17 protein-coding genes are annotated in these 18,596 nt (G+C 71.4%); 6 read left to right on the forward strand and 11 right to left on the reverse strand.

Annotated features, from left to right (window positions below; genetic code table 11):
* Positions 1-41: 41 nt before the first annotated feature.
* The gene (locus tag B5D66_RS15980; RefSeq protein WP_078762538.1) at positions 42-2,135 is read right to left on the reverse strand and encodes a 3-hydroxyacyl-CoA dehydrogenase NAD-binding domain-containing protein; all 2,094 of its coding nucleotides are present in this window, start codon (positions 2,133-2,135) and stop codon (positions 42-44) included.
* Entirely contained in the window at positions 2,132-3,334 is a 1,203-nt protein-coding gene (locus B5D66_RS15985; RefSeq protein WP_078762539.1) for a thiolase family protein, read from the reverse strand. Before B5D66_RS15985 ends, B5D66_RS15980 begins: the two co-directional genes overlap by 4 nt.
* Positions 3,335-3,621: 287 nt before the next feature.
* Between B5D66_RS15985 and B5D66_RS15990 the strand changes: the two genes are divergently transcribed.
* Positions 3,622-5,406: an ABC transporter ATP-binding protein gene (locus B5D66_RS15990; RefSeq protein WP_078762540.1), complete on the forward strand. Its 1,785-nt coding sequence runs from the start codon at positions 3,622-3,624 to the stop codon at positions 5,404-5,406.
* On the opposite strand, the gene B5D66_RS15995 is transcribed toward B5D66_RS15990, so the two are convergent.
* From B5D66_RS15995 to B5D66_RS16010, 4 genes are all read right to left on the reverse strand, one after another.
* On the reverse strand, positions 5,393-5,977 hold the full coding sequence (locus B5D66_RS15995) for a tetratricopeptide repeat protein (protein WP_159457277.1): 585 nt from the start codon (positions 5,975-5,977) through the stop codon (positions 5,393-5,395). The two genes, B5D66_RS15990 and B5D66_RS15995, sit on opposite strands and share 14 nt — an antisense overlap.
* 135 nt (positions 5,978-6,112) lie before the next feature.
* A complete protein-coding gene (locus B5D66_RS16000; RefSeq protein WP_394330061.1) occupies positions 6,113-7,003 on the reverse strand; it encodes a tetratricopeptide repeat protein in 891 nt (296 codons plus the stop codon).
* Between the two features lie 176 nt (positions 7,004-7,179).
* The gene (locus tag B5D66_RS16005; protein ID WP_078762543.1) at positions 7,180-8,454 is read right to left on the reverse strand and encodes an HRDC domain-containing protein; all 1,275 of its coding nucleotides are present in this window, start codon (positions 8,452-8,454) and stop codon (positions 7,180-7,182) included.
* 128 nt (positions 8,455-8,582) lie between these two features.
* Positions 8,583-9,161, reverse strand: a complete 579-nt coding sequence (locus B5D66_RS16010; protein ID WP_078762544.1) for a DUF3000 domain-containing protein — start codon at positions 9,159-9,161, stop codon at positions 8,583-8,585.
* A 388-nt stretch (positions 9,162-9,549) separates the two neighbouring features.
* Between B5D66_RS16010 and hemE the strand changes: the two genes are divergently transcribed.
* Complete coding sequence (hemE, locus tag B5D66_RS16015) at positions 9,550-10,518, forward strand: uroporphyrinogen decarboxylase (protein ID WP_235001036.1); 969 nt, start codon at positions 9,550-9,552, stop codon at positions 10,516-10,518.
* A 44-nt stretch (positions 10,519-10,562) separates the two neighbouring features.
* Here the strand turns inward: hemE and B5D66_RS16020 are convergent, their stop codons facing one another.
* Complete coding sequence (locus tag B5D66_RS16020) at positions 10,563-11,306, reverse strand: DUF4349 domain-containing protein (RefSeq protein WP_159457278.1); 744 nt, start codon at positions 11,304-11,306, stop codon at positions 10,563-10,565.
* A gap of 376 nt (positions 11,307-11,682) precedes the next feature.
* Between B5D66_RS16020 and hemG the strand changes: the two genes are divergently transcribed.
* From hemG to B5D66_RS16035, 3 genes are all read left to right on the forward strand, one after another.
* Positions 11,683-13,152 carry a protoporphyrinogen oxidase gene (gene hemG / locus B5D66_RS16025; RefSeq protein ID WP_078762546.1) on the forward strand — a complete coding sequence of 490 codons (1,470 nt, stop codon included), beginning with the start codon at positions 11,683-11,685 and terminating at the stop codon, positions 13,150-13,152.
* A 126-nt stretch (positions 13,153-13,278) separates the two neighbouring features.
* On the forward strand, positions 13,279-13,920 hold the full coding sequence (gene hemQ, locus B5D66_RS16030) for a hydrogen peroxide-dependent heme synthase (RefSeq protein WP_078762597.1): 642 nt from the start codon (positions 13,279-13,281) through the stop codon (positions 13,918-13,920).
* A 209-nt stretch (positions 13,921-14,129) separates the two neighbouring features.
* Positions 14,130-14,873: a DedA family protein gene (locus B5D66_RS16035; protein WP_235001032.1), complete on the forward strand. Its 744-nt coding sequence runs from the start codon at positions 14,130-14,132 to the stop codon at positions 14,871-14,873.
* 109 nt (positions 14,874-14,982) lie between these two features.
* Here the strand turns inward: B5D66_RS16035 and pssA are convergent, their stop codons facing one another.
* The 3 genes from pssA to msrB form a co-directional block, all read right to left on the reverse strand.
* Positions 14,983-15,810 carry a CDP-diacylglycerol--serine O-phosphatidyltransferase gene (gene pssA, locus B5D66_RS16040; protein WP_078762548.1) on the reverse strand — a complete coding sequence of 276 codons (828 nt, stop codon included), beginning with the start codon at positions 15,808-15,810 and terminating at the stop codon, positions 14,983-14,985.
* A complete protein-coding gene (locus tag B5D66_RS16045) occupies positions 15,797-16,450 on the reverse strand; it encodes a phosphatidylserine decarboxylase (RefSeq protein WP_078762549.1) in 654 nt (217 codons plus the stop codon). The genes pssA and B5D66_RS16045 overlap by 14 nt, the downstream gene beginning before the upstream one ends.
* A gap of 130 nt (positions 16,451-16,580) precedes the next feature.
* Positions 16,581-17,003, reverse strand: a complete 423-nt coding sequence (msrB, locus tag B5D66_RS16050; RefSeq protein WP_078762550.1) for a peptide-methionine (R)-S-oxide reductase MsrB — start codon at positions 17,001-17,003, stop codon at positions 16,581-16,583.
* 345 nt (positions 17,004-17,348) lie between these two features.
* On the opposite strand from msrB, the gene B5D66_RS25170 reads away from it, so the two are divergent.
* Positions 17,349-17,597, forward strand: coding sequence for a hypothetical protein (locus B5D66_RS25170; protein ID WP_144390164.1), 249 nt, complete (start codon positions 17,349-17,351; stop codon positions 17,595-17,597).
* 213 nt (positions 17,598-17,810) lie between these two features.
* Here the strand turns inward: B5D66_RS25170 and B5D66_RS16060 are convergent, their stop codons facing one another.
* On the reverse strand, positions 17,811-18,578 hold the full coding sequence (locus tag B5D66_RS16060) for a GntR family transcriptional regulator (RefSeq protein ID WP_078762552.1): 768 nt from the start codon (positions 18,576-18,578) through the stop codon (positions 17,811-17,813).
* Between the last annotated feature and the right edge of the window lie 18 nt (positions 18,579-18,596).

The raw sequence follows: 18,596 nt of genomic DNA on the forward strand, positions 1-18,596 counted from the left end.
CCCGGCAGGGAGGCGGGGCCGTGCCGCACGGGACAGGACGCCTACAGCGCCTTGGGACCGTCGGGGTGGAACAGCTTGCCGTTGACCTTCTCAGAGATGCCGGAGCGGTCCAGGTAGGGCGTGATACCCCCCAGGTGGAACGGCCAGCCGGCACCGGTGATGAGGCACAGGTCGATGTCGGCGGCCTCGGCCACGACCCCCTCGTCGAGCATGATCTGGATCTCGCGGGCCAGCGCGGTCAGCGCCCGCTCCAGGATCTCCTCCTCCGAGGAGGGCTTGTCCCCGCCCTCGAACAGCGCCCGCACCTCGGGGTCGATCTGGAAGTCCGGTCCGAAGACGGCGGTCCTACCCGCCTCGACCAGGCGACGGTGCTGTTCGGAGACCGTGAAACGGTCCGGGAAGGCGGCGTGGAGCGTCTCCGACACGTGCAGCGCGACGGCCGGGCCGACGAGCTGGAGCAGCAGCAGCGGCGGCATCGGCAGCCCCAGCGGGGCCACGGCGCGGTCGGCGACCTCGGGGGCGGTGCCCTCCTCGACCGCGGCCAGCACCTCGCCCATGAAGAGCGTGAGCAGCCGGTTGACCACGAACGCCGGGGCGTCCTTGACCAGGACCGCGGTCTTCTTCAGGCCCTTGGCGGTGGCGAACGCCGTGGCCAGCGCGGCGTCGTCGGTCTTCTCACCGCGGATGATCTCCAGCAGCGGCAGCACGGCGACCGGGTTGAAGAAGTGGAACCCGACGACCCGCTCGGGGTGGGCCAGTCCGCTCGCCATCTCGGTGATGGACAGCGAGGAGGTGTTCGTCGCCAGGATCGCCTCGGGCGAGACGTGCTGCTCGACCTTGGCGAAGACCTCCTGCTTGACGTCCATCCGCTCGAACACGGCCTCGATGACGAAGTCGGCGTCGGAGAACGCCTCGTAGGACAGCGAACCGGTGACCAGCGCCTTGAGCCGGTTGGCCTTGTCGGGGGAGACGCGGCCCTTGGCGAGCAGCCGGTCGATCTCGCCGTGGACGTGGCCCACGCCGCGGTCCAGCCGTTCCTGGTCCAGGTCGGTCATGACGACCGGGACCTCCAGGCGGCGGGCGAACAGCAGGGCGAGCTGTCCGGCCATCAGCCCCGCGCCGACGACGCCGACCTTGGTGACCTTGCGGGCCAGGGACTTGTCGGGGGCGCCCACGGGACGCCGGCCGCGCTTTTGGGACAGGTCGAAGGCGTACAGCCCGGCCTTGAGCTCGTCGCTCATGAGGAGGTCGGCCAGCGCCTCGTCCTCGGCGGCGAAGGCCTCGTCGCGGGTGCGGTCCTTGGCCGCGGCGACCAGGTCCAGCGCGCGGACCGGGGCCGGGGCCGCGCCGTGCAGCTTGCCCTCCACGAGGAAGCGGGCGTTGCCCACGGCCTGGTCCCACGCCTCGCCGCGGTCGACCTCGGGCCGCTCGACGACGACCTCGCCCTTGACGACGCGGGCCGCCCAGCGCAGCGACTCCTCGACGAAGTCGGCCGGCTCGAACATCGCGTCGGCGATGCCCAGCTCGAAGGCCTGCGGGCCCTTGAGGGTGCGGTTCTGCGCCAGCGGGTTCTCGATGATGACCTTCAGGGCCTTCTCGGCGCCGATCAGGTTCGGCAGGAGATAGGTGCCGCCCCAGCCGGGAACCAGGCCGAGGAAGGTCTCGGGCAGCGCGACCGCCGGAACACCCGAGGAGATCGTCCGGTACCGGCAGTGCAGCGCGACCTCGACGCCACCGCCCATCGCCGCGCCGTTGACGAAGGCGAAGGTGGGGATGTCGGTCTCGCCCAGCTTGCGGAACACGTCATGGCCGAGTTTGCCGATGGCGTGCGCCTGCTCGCGGGTGCGGATCTTGGGGACGCCGTTGAGGTCGGCGCCGACCGCGAAGATGAACGGCTTGCCGGTGACGCAGATGGCGGCGATGTCGGTGCGCGCGACCGCGGCGTCGATCGCCTCGCCCAGGGCGAGCAGGCCGCCGGGGCCGAAGGTGTTGGGCTTGGTGTGGTCGTGGCCGTTGTCCAGGGTGACGAGGACGGCCGTTCCGGCGCCGTAGGGCAGTTCGACGTCACGCGCCAGGGCCTTGGTGACGATCTCGTCGCCGAACAGCGCGCGGGCCTGTTCGATCGGGCTGCTCACTTGGCGTTCCCTTCCCAGTTCGTGTTCTCCCAGAGCACGGTGCCGCCCATGCCCATGCCGACGCACATCGTGGTGAGGCCGTAACGGACGTCCGTGCGCTCGGCGAACAGGCGGGCCAGCTGCATCATCAGGCGCACGCCCGAGGAGGCCAGCGGGTGGCCCAGCGCGATCGCGCCGCCCCAGGGGTTGACCCGGGCGTCGTCGTCGGCGATGCCGAAGTGTTCCAGGAAGGCCAGGACCTGCACCGCGAACGCCTCGTTGATCTCGATGAGGCCGATGTCGTCCATGGTCAGTCCCTGCCGGGCCAGCAGCTTCTCGGTGGCCGGCACCGGGCCGACGCCCATGACCTCGGGCTCCACTCCGGCGAAGGAGAAGTCGATCAGGCGCATCGGGGCGTTCAGCCCCAACTCGGCGGCCACCTCTTCGGCGGCGATGATGGCGCCGGTGGCACCGTCGTTGAGGCCGGCCGAGTTGCCCGCGGTGACCCGGCCGTGCGGACGGAAGGGGGTCTTCAGCGAGGCCAGCGCCTCCAGGGTGGTGCCGGGCCGCGGGGGCTCGTCCGCGGTGGCCAGGCCGTAGCCCTGTTCGGCGGAGCGGACCAGCATCTCGACGAGGTCGGGCTGGATCTTGCCGTCGGCGTAGGCCTTGGCGACCTTCTCCTGGCTGCGCACCGCGTAGGCGTCGGCGCGCTCCTTGGTGATGGTGGGGTAGCGGTCGTGCAGGTTCTCCGCGGTGTTGCCCATGACGAGCGCGGAGGGGTCGACCAGCTTCTCCGACAGGAAGCGCGGGTTGGGGTCGACGCCCTCGCCCATCGGGTGGCGGCCCATGTGCTCGACGCCGCCGGCGATGACGACGTCGTAGGCGCCGAAGGCGATGCCGGCGCCGCTGGTGGTGACCGCGGTCATCGCGCCGGCGCACATGCGGTCGATCGCGTACCCCGGGACGCTGCGGGGCAGGCCGGCGAGGAGGGCTGCGCTACGGCCGATCGTCAGTCCCTGGTCGCCGATCTGGGTGGTGGCGGCGATGGCGACCTCGTCGACACGTTCCGGCGGCAGGCCGGGGTTGCGGCGCAGCAGCTCGCGGATGACACGCACGACCAGGTCGTCGGCGCGCGTCTCGGCATAGAGGCCCTTGCCGGCCTTGCCGAACGGGGTGCGGACCCCGTCGACAAATACGACATCGCGGGCAGTTCGCGGCACGATTGCCCCTCCTTCGACAACGGATGGGTGAGTTGATGTCCCACATGCTACTCGCCGGTAACTAATGGTGCGAGCCCCGGGGCCGCCAGGTCGCCCCGGAAGATGACGCGATCGGTCAGCGGGCTGTCAGCGAGCTGTCAGGACGCCCCGTAAAGATGTTGATGCGGCGACTGGTCCGTAATAGGGAGAAGCGTCGGAAGGGTCCGAGGTGCCGGCCGTGTCGGAGACGAGGCGGCCGAACCGGAACGGCCGTTAGGCGATGGGCGCGATCAACAATGGAGGCAGAGATGACCGAGGTGGCCCAGCACGCGGGTGAGCAAGAGGGGAGGACGCCGCCCGACACCCCCAAGGCGCCGTTGCGCCGGCTGTGGGAGTACGCCCGGCCGCACTCCGGCGCCCTCCTTCTCGGCGGCTTCCTGTCCTTCCTCGGGGGCGCGGCGGGACTGGCCCAGCCGCTCGTGGCCAAGCTGGTGATCGACGCGCTGGCGCAGGACCAGACGCTCACCCGGCCGCTGCTGTTGCTGGGGGTGCTCCTCCTCACCGGGGCCCTCGTCAGCGCCCTGGGCGCCTACGTGCTCGGGCGCACCGGCGAGAGCGTCGTGCTGACCGTCCGCCGCCAGCTCCTCACCCGGCTGTTGCGGCTGCGCGTGGGAGCCGTGGACCGGCTCAAGCCGGGCGACCTCGTCTCGCGCCTCACCTCCGACACCACGCTGCTGCGATCGGTGGTGACCAACAGTCTCACCAACGTCGTCACCGGCTCGCTCCTGCTCATCGGCGGCGTCGTGCTCATGGCGGTCATGGACGCGATCCTGTTCGGGGTCACGATGGCGGTCCTGGTCGTCGTCGGCCTGGTCATGGGGGTGGTCCTGCCCCGTATCAGCCGGGCCACGGTCGCCGGACAGGCCGCGGTCGGTGAGATGGGAGCGCTGCTCGAACGGCTCTTCGGGGCCTTCCGGACAGTCAAGGCCAGCGGGGCCGAACGGCACGAGGGTGAACGCCTGGAGACGGCGGCCCACACGGCCTGGCGCAAGGGCGTGCAGGTCGCGGCCTGGAGCGCCCTGTCGGGAACGGTCGCCGGTTTCGCGGTGAACATCGCCTTCCTCGCCGTCCTCGGGATGGGCGGGGTGCGCGTGGCGGCCGGGGAACTGGAGGTCTCCTCGCTCATCGCCTTCCTGCTGCTGCTCTTCTACCTGATGGAGCCGCTGGCCATGCTGGTGCAGGCGGCCACCGAGATGCAGAGCGGTCTGGCCGCGGTGCACCGCATCGACGAGGTGGCCACCCTGGAGCGGGAGGAGGTCGACGCGGCGCCCGAGTCCCCGACCGGCTCCAACGGCCCGGCCACGGTCGCCTTCGCCGACGTGACCTTCCGCTACGCGCCGGACGCGCCCATGGTCCACCACGGTGTCACCTTCGAGGCGCCCTCGGGCGGGCTCACCGCCCTGGTCGGCCCCTCGGGCGCGGGCAAGACGACCGTGTTCTCGCTGCTGGAGCGCTTCTACGACGCGACCTCGGGCGCGGTGCTGCTGGACGGGGTGGACGTGCGGAACTGGCCCCTGCCCGCGCTGCGGGCGGCGATCGGCTACGTCGAGCAGGACGCGCCGGTCCTGGACGGCACCCTGCGCCAGAACCTCGTCATGGCCGCGCCGCAGGCCACGGCGGAGGAGATCGACGCGGTGGTGCGCACGGCGCGCCTGGAAGAGCTCGTCGCCCGTCTGCCCGACGGCCTGGACAGCGCCATCGGGCATCGGGGGACCACGATCTCCGGCGGCGAGCGTCAGCGTGTCGCGATCGCCCGAGCGCTGCTGCGCCGCCCGCGTCTGCTCCTGATGGACGAGGCGACCTCCCAGCTGGACGCCGCCAACGAGACGGCGCTCAAGCAGGTCATGCTCGACGCGGCACGCGAGACCAGCGTCATGGTCGTGGCCCACCGGCTGTCCACGGTGACCAGCGCCGACCGCATCGTGGTCATGGAGGCGGGACGGGTACGCGCGGTGGGGACGCACGCCGAGCTGGTCGCCACCGACGAGCTCTACCGCGACCTCGCGGCCTCGCAGCTGCTCACTGCGTCCTAGCCGTCGAACCGCCCTCGCCGCCACGCGCTCGCGCGGGGGCCGGTGTCCTGCGGACATCGGCCCCCGCGTCGGCCGGGTGGGGGTGCGGGACGGGGCAGTGGGCGAGGTCGAGCTGGATGATCGCGTCGGCGAACCGCCCGGCCATGCGGTAGGCGTCGGCGAGGTTGCGGCGCAGCAGCAGGGTCTCCGGATCCCGGGGACCGACGGTGTGGATCGCCAGGGTCAGCGCCAGTTCGTAGTGGGCGATGGCCTCGCACAGCCGCCCCACCCGGGTGTAGCCGAAGGCGAGGTTGTTACGCGCGGTGAGGGTGTCGGGGTGTGTCGGGCCGAGCAGGATCTCGTGGTGGGCCAGGGAACGTTCCTCATCCGCCACCTGGCGGCGTAGCGCCTCTCCGTCCGGACCCGGTCCGGGCCGTTCGAAGAACCACCAGGTGACCAGCGGGATGACGACCGCCACCAGCAGGAACAGGCCCACGGCCATGAATGGGCGACCGGCCGACCACACGGCCGCGCCGAGCAGGAAGGCCACCACCGTCTGACCGATCCGTCCCAGCCATCTCGGGAGATCCACGGTTCCTCGCCCCGCATCGGTTCGATAACTGGTGCGTAACATTCCACGCTGATCGCTCGAATAATCCTTATGCGTGGAAAACCTTCCCAGGCGGGAGAATCTTGATACCGGGGGAGGGGCCGGTCGCGTTCGGGATCAGTACAGCGCGGCAGCGTCACGAGGCCGACCCGCGACGCGGTAGGCGCCCGCCAGGTCTCGACGGACCTTCATGGTCAGCAGCCGGATCTCAGGGTCCCCCGCCGCGGCCAGACAGTTGCGGTAGGCGCGTTCCAGCGTCTCGACGGCCTCGCCCGGCCGTGACGCCTGGAGGTAGGCCAACCCGAGCTGGTGGTGGATGGCCAGCGTGTCGTAGTGGCGGGCGCCGAGACGCCGGTGCCGTTGGGCCAGCACCATGCGCAGCTGCGGGATCGCCTCGTCGAACCTGCCGCTGCCGCGCAGGGCGAGGGCCAGCCCGATGCGCAGGCTCTCCGTCTCCTCCGCGGAGGCCCCGGTGGAGTCCTCGATGGCGCGCTCGAAGTGCGCGATCGCGGCGTCGGGGCGTCCGGTGCGGCGATAGGCCGAGGCCAGGCGGGTACGCGCGGTCACGGTCTCGACCGCGGTGGGACCGAGCCGCTGGAGGCGCTGCTGGAGCAGGACCTCCCAGTTGGTCGCGGCGTCGTGGAAGCGACCGGCGTCCTCCTGGCACCAGGCGAGGTTCTCCCGGATGATGTCGGTCTGGTCGTCCTCTTCACCGAGCACGGCCACCGAGTCGGCCAGGGCGACCTCGAACTGCTCGATCGCCGCGGAGCGCCGCCCGATCTGGGCGTACTTGCTGGCGAGGTTGTTGCGGGCGGCGATGGTGCGGGGGTGCTGTGCTCCGAACCGCTCGATCTGGTCGTGCAGGACGCGCTCCAGCCACGCGGCCCGCTGGGCGGGCGTCTGGCCCGGAGGGGGATCGCCGGGGGCCGTGGTGCCCCGAACCCCTGTGCCGGTGCCCCTGAGCCTGCTCTTGCGCAGCAGGGACCGCCACACCGACACCCGGCTCACCACCTCACTGCTCCGAGGAGCGACGTACCCGGCATTCTTACCGTTTCGCAGCGGCGACAACACGATTCAATAACTTAGTCCGTCCAGGGGGTTCCGTGCCGTGAGGAGAGGCCGTCGCCCCCTGGTGAATTGTGTCACTTGACGGTAATAAGCGATTGAACGGTTTCAGGGGTGGTTCAGACCCCTTTTTCGGCTTTCTGAAGTGCTTCCGTGAGCGCGACCGTGGTCAACCCCACCTGCCACTCGCGCGCGTTGTTACCCCGCAGGTGCTGGGCGACCGCAGCCTCGTCCAAGGGACGCGGCGGCGCCCACGCCAGCCTGCGCACGGCGTCCGGCTGGAGCAGGTTCTCCGTCGGCATGGTGACACGTTCGGCGATGGAACTCACCACCGAGCGAGCCGCCTCCAACCGCCGCGCCGCCACCGGATCGCGGTCGGCCCAACGGTTCACCGGGGGAGGACCGTCACCCGGGGCGCTCGGCCGGGGCAGCTCGGCGACGGACATGTCCCGCACCCGGTTGATCGCCTTGATCCACACCGGGATGTAACGGCGGGCCAGCCGGACACCGAACGGCTTGATCGCGGCGAGGTCCTGGGCGGTGCGGGGCATCGCCAGCGCCGCCTCGACGATACCCGCGTCGGGGACCACCCGCCCCGGCGACAGGTCCCGTTCACACGCGATGCGGTCGCGTTCGGACCACAGCTCCCGCACCACGCCCAGCCCACGCTGGTTGCGGACGCGGTGGATGCCCGAGGTCCGCCTCCAGGGGTCGGGGCGGGGCTCCTTCGGGGGCGCCGCCAGCACCGCGGCGAACTCCTCGCGCGCCCACTCCAGCTTCCCCGCCGCGGCCAGCTCCTCCTCCAGCGCGTCCCGCAGCTCCACCAGGACCTCGACGTCCAGCGCCGCGTAGCGCAGCCAGTCCTCCGGCAGGGGGCGGACCGACCAGTCCACGGCGGAGTGCTCCTTGGCCAGGCGCATTCCCAGCACGCGCTCGACCATGGCGCCCAGTCCCACCCGTTGGTAGCCGAGCAGTCGTCCGGCCAGCTCGGTGTCGAACAACCGGGCGGGACGCAGGTGCAGTTCCGTCAGGCAGGGCAGGTCCTGGTGCGCCGCGTGCAGCACCATCTCCGCGTCGGCGATGGCCGCGTTGAGCTCCGTCAGGTCGTCACAGGGGATCGGGTCGATCAGTGCCGTTCCCGCCCCGGCCCGGCGGAGCTGGACCAGGTAGGCGCGCTGTCCGTAGCGGTACCCCGAGGCGCGTTCGGCGTCCACCGCCACGGGGCCCCGTCCCGCGCCGAACGCCTCGACGACCTGTTCCAGGCGCGCCGCGTCCCCGACGACCGGGGGCAGGCCCTCCCGCGGCTCCCGGAGTAACGGGGCTTCCCCGGTCGGACGTTCCGGGGAGGAGCCGGGATCTTGGTCACCTGTCTTGGAGTTCAGCACGTTCGACACAGCACTACGGTATGTGCTCCGCCCGGTGGGCAGGCGAACACCGAGGTCCCTCGGAGCGCTCAGGCCCTGGTGCCCCGCCCTCTCCCGTTCTCCTCCCCGAGCTCCCCCGACGCCGCTGCGCGGCTCGGTCAGTCGTGGCGGGGCCGGCGTTGGCTGATGTCGGTCACGTCCACCGGGGGCAGGCCCGCGGTCGCCGACAGCAGGGCCAACCAGGCCGACATGTGCCCGGACAGGTCCTCGGAGAGGGGGGACCAGGAGGCCCGAAGCTCCAGCTCCGTCGTCGTGGGCTGGCCGGACTTGGCGCCGAAGCCCTCGGTGGTGGCGCGGGTCACGGTTCCGCTGAGTTCGCGCTGGTCGGCCCCGTGCCCGCTCAACGCCTCGGTCAGCCAGCTCCAGGCCACCTGCCCCAGCAACGGGTCGGTCGAGATCTCGGGTTCGAGTTCGGCGCTGACGTAGGCGACCACCCGGAACGGGCCGGGCCAGTCACGGGTTCCCTCCGGGTCGTACAGGACGATGAGCCGCCCCAACGCGATGTCGTCGTCGTCGACCGTCACGGTCGCCGACATCGCGACGGCGTGGGGGGCGAGTCGCCGGGGGGCGGGGATGTCCTCGAGCGCGATCTCGGGGCGCACCACGGGTTCGCGCAGACTCTCGACCGCGCGCCGGAACGAGGGAGGCGCGTCATCGTCCCTAACGGCAGGGGGCATGATGGAAACGTCAGCCTTAATCTTGGAATCTCCACTTCGTGCCACCGGCCGCGAGGCCGGCGGGCCCGCGGGCACGGCGGAGTTCACGGCCACCGCCGCGCAGGCCGGACCTCACTCCACGCGCCGGGTGGGCACGCACACGACGGTGGCACGAGTCACGTCGGGTTCCGGGGAGCTTTTCCGGCGTGTCGGTGTTTTGTGATGATCTTGGGATGTCCACGGGGCCGGCGTGTCCCGCCCGGGGCCCATCGGTTCCGGCCGCTTCGCGCCCCGTCTGCCCCGATCGGGGCGCGACAGGCTCGGAAGGCGTGGCACGATCAATGGTGTGACGCTGCAAGACTCTCCATTTCTCCGCGCCTGCCAGCGCCTGCCGGTGTCCCACACGCCGGTGTGGTTCATGCGCCAGGCGGGCCGCTCCTTGCCCGAATACCGCAGAGTCCGCGCCGACGTCCCGATGCTGGAGGCGTGTGCGCGGCCCGACATGATCGTCGAGATCACGATGCAGCCGGTGCGCCGCTACGAGGTGGACGCGGCCATCTACTTCAGCGACATCGTGGTGCCCCTGAAGGCCATCGGTGTCGATCTCGACATCAAGAGCGGCGTCGGCCCGGTGGTCGCCGAGCCGATCCGCGACCTTGACGCGATCAAGCGCCTGCGCGACCTCGAACCTGACGACATCCCGTTCGTCACCGAGGCGGTCGGCGAGCTCGTCGGCGAGTTGGCCGACCGCCCGCTCATCGGGTTCGCGGGTGGCCCCTTCACCCTGGCCTCCTACCTCATCGAGGGAGGGCCGTCCAAGAACCACGAACACACCAAGGCCATGATGTACGGCGAGCCCGACGTGTGGGCCGAGCTGATGCAGCGTCTGTCGGCCATCACCCTGGAGTTCCTCAGGGTCCAGGTGGCGGCGGGGGCCAGCGCCGTGCAGCTGTTCGACTCCTGGGTGGGCGCGCTCAGCCCCGAGGACTACCGCGCCGGCGTGCTGCCCTACACCAAGTGGATCTTCGCCAAGCTGGGCGAGCTCAACGTGCCGCGCATCCACTTCGGCGTGGGCACGGGAGAGCTGCTGGGCCTGCTCGGCGAGGCCGGGGCCGACGTGGTCGGGGTCGACTGGCGGGTTCCGCTCGACCGCGCGGCCCAGCGGGTCCAGGCCGGCACCGCTCTCCAGGGCAACCTTGATCCGGCCACGCTCTTCGCGCCGTGGGAGGTGGTCGCCGAGCGCACCCGCGACGTGCTCTCCCGCGCGCGGGCGGCCGAGGGACACATTTTCAACCTGGGTCACGGCGTGCTGCCGACGACCGACCCGGACAAGCTGGCCCGCCTGACCGACTTCGTGCACCAGGAGACGGCTCGCTGAGGCGCGGGGTCCGGCCGCGGACGGCGCGCGGCCGGACCCCGCGCTCACCCCTCCTCCCGTTCGGGCGGAGCGGGGGCCGCCTCGTCGTCGGCGGCCACGTCCGCGTGGCCGGGGGCGGCGTCCCGGGCCGGGCGACGCCCGCGCCGCAGCAGCAGCCACACCGGTACGCCGCCCAGCGCGACCAGGGGCAGGAACGGCAGCAGCCAGCCCACGAGGACCGCGATGCCGCGCAGCAACGTCTGGAGCGCCTGCACCCCCGCCGCGAACCCGTCGCCGAACCCTGACGGGTCCACGTCGGTCGCGGAGGCCGGTCCGACCAGGGACAGTTCGATCGTGCCGTAGGCGGTCTGCCCGGCCAGGGCCTCCTGCCGGGCCTGCAACGCCTCCAGTTCGCCCTGGCGTGTCCCGATCTCGGCCTCGACCGCCAGCACCTCCTCGACGGTCCCTGCCTCCTCCAGGAGGTCCCGCAGTCGCGCGAGCGAGGCCTCGGCCGACTCCACCCGGCTGTCGACGTCGGCCACCTCCTCGGTCACGTCCTCGACCTGCCGCTCCAGGCTCCGCAGGTCGCCCAGTTCCGCCAGCTCCTCCAGCGCCTCCTCGTAACCGTCCTGGGGGACCTTGAGGGTCAATGACGCGCTGGGGAGCTCGCCCCCGTCGGAGTAGGCGGTCTCCGCGGCGACGTGACCGCCCGCGGCCACCACCCGCTCGACGGCCCGCTCGGAGGCGTCCTCGACGTCGGAGACCTCCACCGACAGCGACGCGGTGGAGATCACTGTGCGTTCGCTCACGTCGACAGAGAGGTCGGAAGCGGCCCCGGCGGCGGCGCCGTCGGCCCCTCCCTCGGGGGGTGCCGCCTCCATCGCGGCGTCGGGAACGGAGGCCGTCCCGAGATTCGACCGGCTCTCCGAACAGCCCGCCAGCAGGGCGGTTGCCAGCGTCAGACAGGCGAGCGCGACGGCTCGGCGACGGCCGTGCAGGGCTCCCACACACAGGTTCATGCGGCTTCGACGTGCCACGGGGTGAGACCGTTGCGGCCCTCGGATAACGCTCACATCACATCGGAGGGGCCGGGTTCACGGCACCCCGTCAGCACCCGCGCACCAGGAACGCGCGCAGATGGCGGGGTGCGGACGAGGACACGAAACCATCTGGAAAGCTGGGGGCATGGAGACGAAACCGCACGTCGTGGTCGTCGGTGGCGGACTGTCCGGATTGACCGCGGCCCATCGCCTCATCGAAACCGGGTCCCGGGTCACCGTGCTGGAGTCCGCACCGCGACCGGGCGGCAAGCTCCACAGCTCCCCGGTGGCCGGGGTCCCGGTGGACTCGGGGGCCGAGTCCATCCTCACCCGCCGCCCCGAGGCCTTGGAGCTCGTCGCGGACCTGGGGCTGGGCGATCGGCTCACCCATCCGGCCCCCGCGCCGGCGCGTCTGTACAGCAGGGGCGCGCTGCGCGACTTTCCCAGTGGGCACCTCATGGGGGTCCCGGGCGGCCTGACCGCGCTGGCCCGCAGCGGCGTCCTGTCGTGGACGGGCACGCTGCGCGCGGCGCGCGACCTGGTCTGGCCGGCCACGACCATCCACGCAGACGTCCCGGTGGCCACCTACATCGGCGTCCGCATGGGGTCCGAGGTGGTCGACCGCCTCGTCGAACCGATGCTGGGCGGCGTCTACGCGGGCCGCGCCGACCGCCTGTCGCTTGAGGCGGCGCTCCCTCAGATCGTGCCGGCCGCGCGTACCCGGCGGTCCCTGATGGCCGCCGTGCGCGAGATCAAGGAGGAGCAGGCGGCCAAGGCGAGGGACGCGGCCCCCGGTCCGGTGTTCGCCACCCTGCGGGGCGGTCTGGCCACCCTCATCGACGCGCTCGTCGACCGCGTGACGGCGGCGGGCGGCGCGGTCGAGACCTCGACCCCGGTGCGCGAGCTGCGACGTGACGGCGCGGGCTGGCGGATCGTCGCCGGCCCTCCCGGGGCGGAGCGCGCCGTCGCGGCCGACGCGGTCGTCCTGGCCTGTCCCGCCCCCGAGGCCGCCCGGCTGCTGCGCGTGGAGGTGCCCGAGGCGGCGCGCGAGCTCGAACGGATCGGCTACGCCAGCATGGCCGTCATCACGCTGGCCTACCGGGCGCGGGACTTCGCCGCGCCGCCGAAGGGCAGCGGCTTCCTGGTGCCGGCGCTGGAGGGACGGACGATCAAGGCCGTCACCTTCAGCAGCGTCAAGTGGCCCTGGCTGGCCGAGGCGCTGCGCGCGGCCCACCCCGACGAGGAGACCGTGCTCGTGCGCTGCTCCATCGGACGAGTGGGCGAGGAGGAGACGCTCCAGCACTCCGACGAGGAGCTGGCCGCGCTGGCGGTCGCCGACCTCGCCGACATCTGCGGCATCGGCCGGCCGCCCGTCGAGCAGCGGGTCACCCGGTGGCAGGCCGGCCTGCCCCAGTACACGGTGGGGCACGAGGCCCGGATCGCCCGGGCCCGCACGGCCGTGGCCGCGCACCCCGGCCTGGCCCTGTGCGGCGCCGCCTACGACGGTGTGGGCATCCCGGCCTGCGTCGCGAGCGCCACCGAGGCGGCCCGCACGCTGACGACCGTCCTGACCGAGCGGGTGGCGCACGGCGCCGGACCCGCGCTCTCCGACTGACGCCGGTCACGGCGCTCAGCCATCACCGATATCGAACCGACAAGGGAGTTCCACGTGACGACGGGGCACGAGAGCCACAACGGCGCCTCCGACGCCGAAGAGCTGAACAAGCTCATCCGCTACACCATGTGGTCGGTCTTCAAGGTCGGCGACCTCGGCGAGCTCGACCGCGTCGCGGCGGTCGAGGAGGTCACCCGCCTGTTCGACGCCGCGGCCGAGAAGGGGGTCACCACCCGCGGCTCCTACGACGTGCAGGGGTTCCGCGCCGACGCCGATGTGATGTTCTGGTGGATCGCCGAGACCCCCGACGCGCTCCAGGAGATGTACGCGTCCTTCCGGCGCACCGCCCTGGGCCGGGCGAGCGCCCCGGTGTGGTCGGTCGTGGGCATGCACCGGCCGGCGGAGTTCAACCGCGGCCACGTGCCGGCCTTCCTGGCCGGTGAGGAACCGCGCGACTACATCTGCGTCTACCCCTTCGTGCGCTCCTACGAGTGGTACCTGCTGCCCGACGAGGAGCGCCGCGCCATGCTCGCCGAGCACGGCCGGATGGCCGCGCCCTACCCCGATGTGCGGGCCAACACCGTCTCCACGTTCGCGCTCAGCGACTACGAGTGGCTGCTGGCCTTCGAGGGGCAGGAGCTGCACCGTATCGTCGACCTGATGCGCCACCTGCGCGGAGCCGAGGCCCGTCGGCACACCCGTCTGGAGGTCCCCTTCTACACGGGGCGGCGCAAGAGCGTGGCCGAACTGGTCGAGGCGCTGCCCTAACCTCGTGGGCAGCGGTCGTGCTTCGAGCGTGGCATGCAACCGACGCCACGACCGGTGTCACGGCCCTATAATTCCGGGAATGCGGCTCCGGTCGTCGTGCGGCACCCGTGCCCGGCGGCCGGAGCTTTTTGCTTATCTCCGCGTCGATCGGAAGACGCGCTATTACCCCCCTTCCCGCTTCATAGAGATCAAAGAGGAATATGGGACCTGTGGACTGGTCTACGTCGCTCGCCGCGTCCACCACGTCGACGTCCATCGACCCTTCCGAGGGGTACGAGGGATTCATCGGCTGGGTGCTCGGCCTGATGACAGACCTGGGCGAGCTCGGTGTCGGCCTCGCCCTTCTCATTGAGACGTTCTTCCCCCCGATGCCCAGTGAGGCGGTGCTGCCCGGAGCGGGCTTCCTCGCCTACGACGGCAAGATGAACCTGTGGCTGGCGATCCTGGCGGCCACGCTCGGCGCCCTGGTCGGCGCCTGGGGGTTCTACGCGCTGGGGGCGTTGCTGGGCCGAGAGCGGACCAAGTGGCTGGTGGAGAAGACCCCTCTGCTGGAGGTGGAGGACTTCTACAAGGCCGAGGCGTTCTTCTCCCGTTGGGGGGGCATCGCCGTCCTGATCGGCCGTTGCGTGCCTCTGGTACGGAGCTTCATCTCCATCCCGGCGGGTATCGAGCGGATGCCGTTCTGGCGGTTCTCGCTCTACACCTTCGTCGGCAGCGCCGTGTGGAACGGGTTGTGGATCGGCTTGGGCTACGCCTTCGGTCCGGCGATCAAGCCGGTCCTGGAGGAGTGGAGCGGCGTCATCAGCAACGCCGTCCTCGTCGTCATCGCGGTGCTGTTCGTCTGGTTCATCGTCGTGCGCGTGCGCAAGATCATGCGTCGCCGTAACGGCGGGGAGCCTCCGCGGGCCCCGCAGGGACGGCACCACGTCGCCAAGCACCGCGTCGTCGACTGACAAGGGCGAGGGACACCCGGCTTCCACGCCGAGGGGGCGCACCCGTACGGGTGCGCCCCCTTTTTCTGCGTCTTTCCGGTCCGCCCCTTCGGGGGGGCGGGCCGGAGGGTCAGCCCTTCCGTGCGGAGGGCACCGGGTGTTCGCCGGGCCGTCCAGCGCGTCGGCGCGTCACGAGCACGTAGAACGGGATGGCCAGGATCAGCACCAGCACGAGGCTGGACCCCGAGTACAGCAGCGCGTCGCCGGCCGGGGCGTTGACCGCCCAGGCGGTGAGGCAGCCCACGCTGCCCAGGATCCAGGCGAGCACCGCGAACGCCGTGCGTCCCCGCGGCTTGGGGTACTCCACCCGGCTGACCATGAGCCAGGCGACGAGGAAGATCGCCGCCACCCCGAGGTACACGGGGGGGTCGAGCAGCACGACGGTGATGACGGCCATCGCCCCGAACGGGCTGGGCAGCCCGGTGAAGTAGTGGTCTCCGGGCGCCTGGCAGGAGAAACGGGCCAGGCGCACCACGACCGCGAGCAGGACGGCCGCCGCCGCCGCGATCGGGAGCAGACCACCCTCGTCGGAGGCCAGCGTGCCCCAGGCGATCACGAAGAACGCCGGGGCGAAGCCGAAGCTGATCACGTCGGCGAGGTTGTCCAGTTCCGCGCCCATCCCACTGCCACCGAGCTTGCGCGCGACACGGCCGTCGAAGAGGTCGCAGACGGCCGCGATCAGCAGCAGGACCACGGCCGCGGCCACGTCACCGCGCTGTAGCGGCCCGTGCACGCCGGCCGAGAACTGGTCGACCTGCGCCGAGGCGAGCTGCCAGACGGCCATGAAGCCGCACAGCGCGTTGCCCAGGGTGAAGTAGTCGGCGAGGACCAGTCGCAGCCGCGGCGCCGGCTCGTGGCCGGTGACGGCCGCGGCCAGCCTCTCGTCAGTCGCGGTCAAGTCGGGTCTCGCCGGCTCGGACCTTCTGGCCGACCTCGACGGCAGGGGCGATTCCTGCTGGCATGTACACGTCGACGCGCGAACCGAAGCGGATGAGGCCGATCCTCTCGCCCTGCTCCACCTTCTGCCCGACGCCGAAATACGGGACGATACGCCGGACCATCGCCCCGGCGATCTGAATGACCGTGACCTCACCGATCTCGGTGTCGAAGGTCCAGATGACGCGTTCATTGCGCTCGCTGTCTTTGTCGAAAGCGGGACGGAAGCCCCCCGGCCGGTGTTCCACTCTGGTCACCACGCCCGCCAGCGGTGCGCGGTTGACGTGGACGTTGAGCGGGTTCATGAAGACCGCCACCCGGGTCCGGCCGTCGGGCTGGGTGTCGATCGTCTGCACGACGCCGTCCGCCGCCGAGAGGATCCGCCCACTGGCCGGACCGCGCTCGGGGTCACGGAAGAACCACGCCATGCCGGCCGCCAGGCCGACCGTCGACACGGCGAGGGCGGTGCGCGCGCGCGACCCGCGGGCGCTCAGGACCGCGGCACCGGCGGCCGCGCAGGCGGGTACCAACCAGGGGGCCGAGCCGCGGGCCATGCGCAGGCGCGGTCGGGGAGGGAGATCAGGGGAATGGTCGTCGGTCATGGGGAGCTTTCGTCGAGAAGCCATACGGAGGGGACCTGGGGCGGCCGGGCACGGGGCGGTGGCGCGGTGGTCGGGCCCGCGGTGTCGCGGTCGCCCGACCCGGTCCGGCACCGTCTGATGAACGAGGATGTTATGCCACTGGGCCGTCCGCCTCCAGGGTCAGGGCTATGGAGTTGATGCAGTAACGGTCATCGGTCGGGGTGGGGTAACCCTCCCCGTGGAAGACGTGACCGAGATGGGACGCACAGCGGGCACAACGCACTTCGGTACGTATCATGCCAAGCGATCGGTCCTCATGCAGGGTTACCGCAGAGCTGTCGGCGGGATCATAGAAGCTCGGCCAGCCACAGTGCGACTCGAACTTCTCTTTCGAGCGGAACAGTTCGGCGCCACAGGCCCGGCAGCGGTAGACTCCGCTGACCGTGGTCGAGACGTACTCCCCGCTCCACGGGCGCTCCGTGGCACCCTCGCGGAGCACCGCGTACTCCTCCGGGGTGAGCCGCTCGCGCCATTCCTCCTCGGTCCGGTCGACCGGTGTCCTTGGTTCGTCCATACAGGCGACGCTACCTTGGGCGGCGCGGGATCGTCCCGTTCCCCACCGTCCGTCGCGCAGTGGAGCCGGGGCGCCGTCCGAGCGGTGAGCGGAGCCGTCCACCTTTTCCGGTTTCCTGGCGGGTGAGAAGTTCTTCCTTTACCCAATCGGGTAGGGCGGGACGAAACGTCGAAACCGGCAGGGAGTGCGACCGTGCTCGTTCCGTATCGACAAGTCCTGCAACGACGACCGATGATCCCTGGGTGGCCTTGGCCAGGAAGGCCGCCCGTGCCGGAGTCCTTCCCGTCCGCTCCCGCATCCGTGGCCCCCTCTCGTGCCCCCCGTGCCGTCCGTGTTCTCCGCGCGATGCCCGTCGCCGCGACGCCGCGTCCTCGCCCCTTGGGGGACGGGGCGCTGCTGGCGGTGGTCACGCTGATCGGCCTGTGCGGGTTGGCGACGGCCGGACTGCTCGGCCTGGCGTTGGCGCGTTGGATGGCGACCTCCTCCAGCGACGTCCTGCCCGTTGTGGGCGGTGGCCTGGGGGTGGCCGTGATCCTTCTCGGCCTGGCCGTCCTGGTGACCGCTCAGGCGCGTGGACGGGGCGGGCGAGGCTGATCCGGTCCGCTGCGGTGGGCCGGGGCCGTCCTCCCCGGCCCACCGCGCGCGGCCCCTCCCTCGTGACTCGGAGTCGTCCGGGGACACGAGGCGGCTCTCTAGAGAACCGGCTCTTTTATATCGACACAGAACCACCGGCCCGTCAACCGGTATCCCCTTGAATGTCCATTTCCTGTAGAAGGGCGCCACGGCCGCGCCGCACCTCTGGGGGGCTCAGGCGTCGAAGTCGTAGTGCAGCACGTAGGCCGAGCCGTCCAGGACCATCTCGTTGAGCTCCACGGGACGGTGGTCGGCGGTCAGCGCGGTGCGCACGACGTCGATCACGGGGGTGCCGGCGGGAAGCCGTAACTCCTCCCGCTCCGCCGGCGTCGGCATGCGCACGCGGATCTCCTCGGTGAAGTGGGCGGGGGCGTGGCCCAGTTCGGCGAGGCGGGCGTAGATGCCGCCGGGACCGCTGTCGACTTCGGTGATCGGCGAGCCCGCCACCAGCTTGGCCGGCAGGTAGGAGGTGGCGATCTGTAACGGCCGTTCCTCCACGAGATAGCGACGGCGGCGTTCGACGACCCGTTCCTTCTCCGGCAGCGTCAACGCCCGGGCCACGTGGCGGGGGGCGTCGGTTTCGCGGACCCGGACGTCCTCGACCTGGAATGCCCGATCGCCGGCATCGGCCTGCCAGATGACCCGTCCCTCACCCCACAGCTCCCGGGACAGGCGGCGCGGGCCGTGCCGGCGTAGCGGACGGAACCCCCGCACGTAGACGCCGGATCCGCGGACGGCCACCGCGATGCCCTCGTTGACGAGGAGGGCCAGGGCCTGGCGGGCCGTGGCGCGGGCGACCCCGTACCGCTTCATCAGTTCGTTCTCGCCCGGTATCCGGTCTCCGTCGGAGAGCTCTCCCGAGAGGATGGCCGAGCGCAACGCCTCGGCGATCTCCCGGTAGACCGGTGGGGAGCCCTTTTCGGACGTCGGCACTACGCTCATCCTCTCGCCCGGACCACG

Origin of the sequence: Marinactinospora thermotolerans DSM 45154, from assembly GCF_900167435.1 — a bacterium.
Classification (GTDB): Bacteria; Actinomycetota; Actinomycetes; order Streptosporangiales; family Streptosporangiaceae; genus Marinactinospora; species Marinactinospora thermotolerans.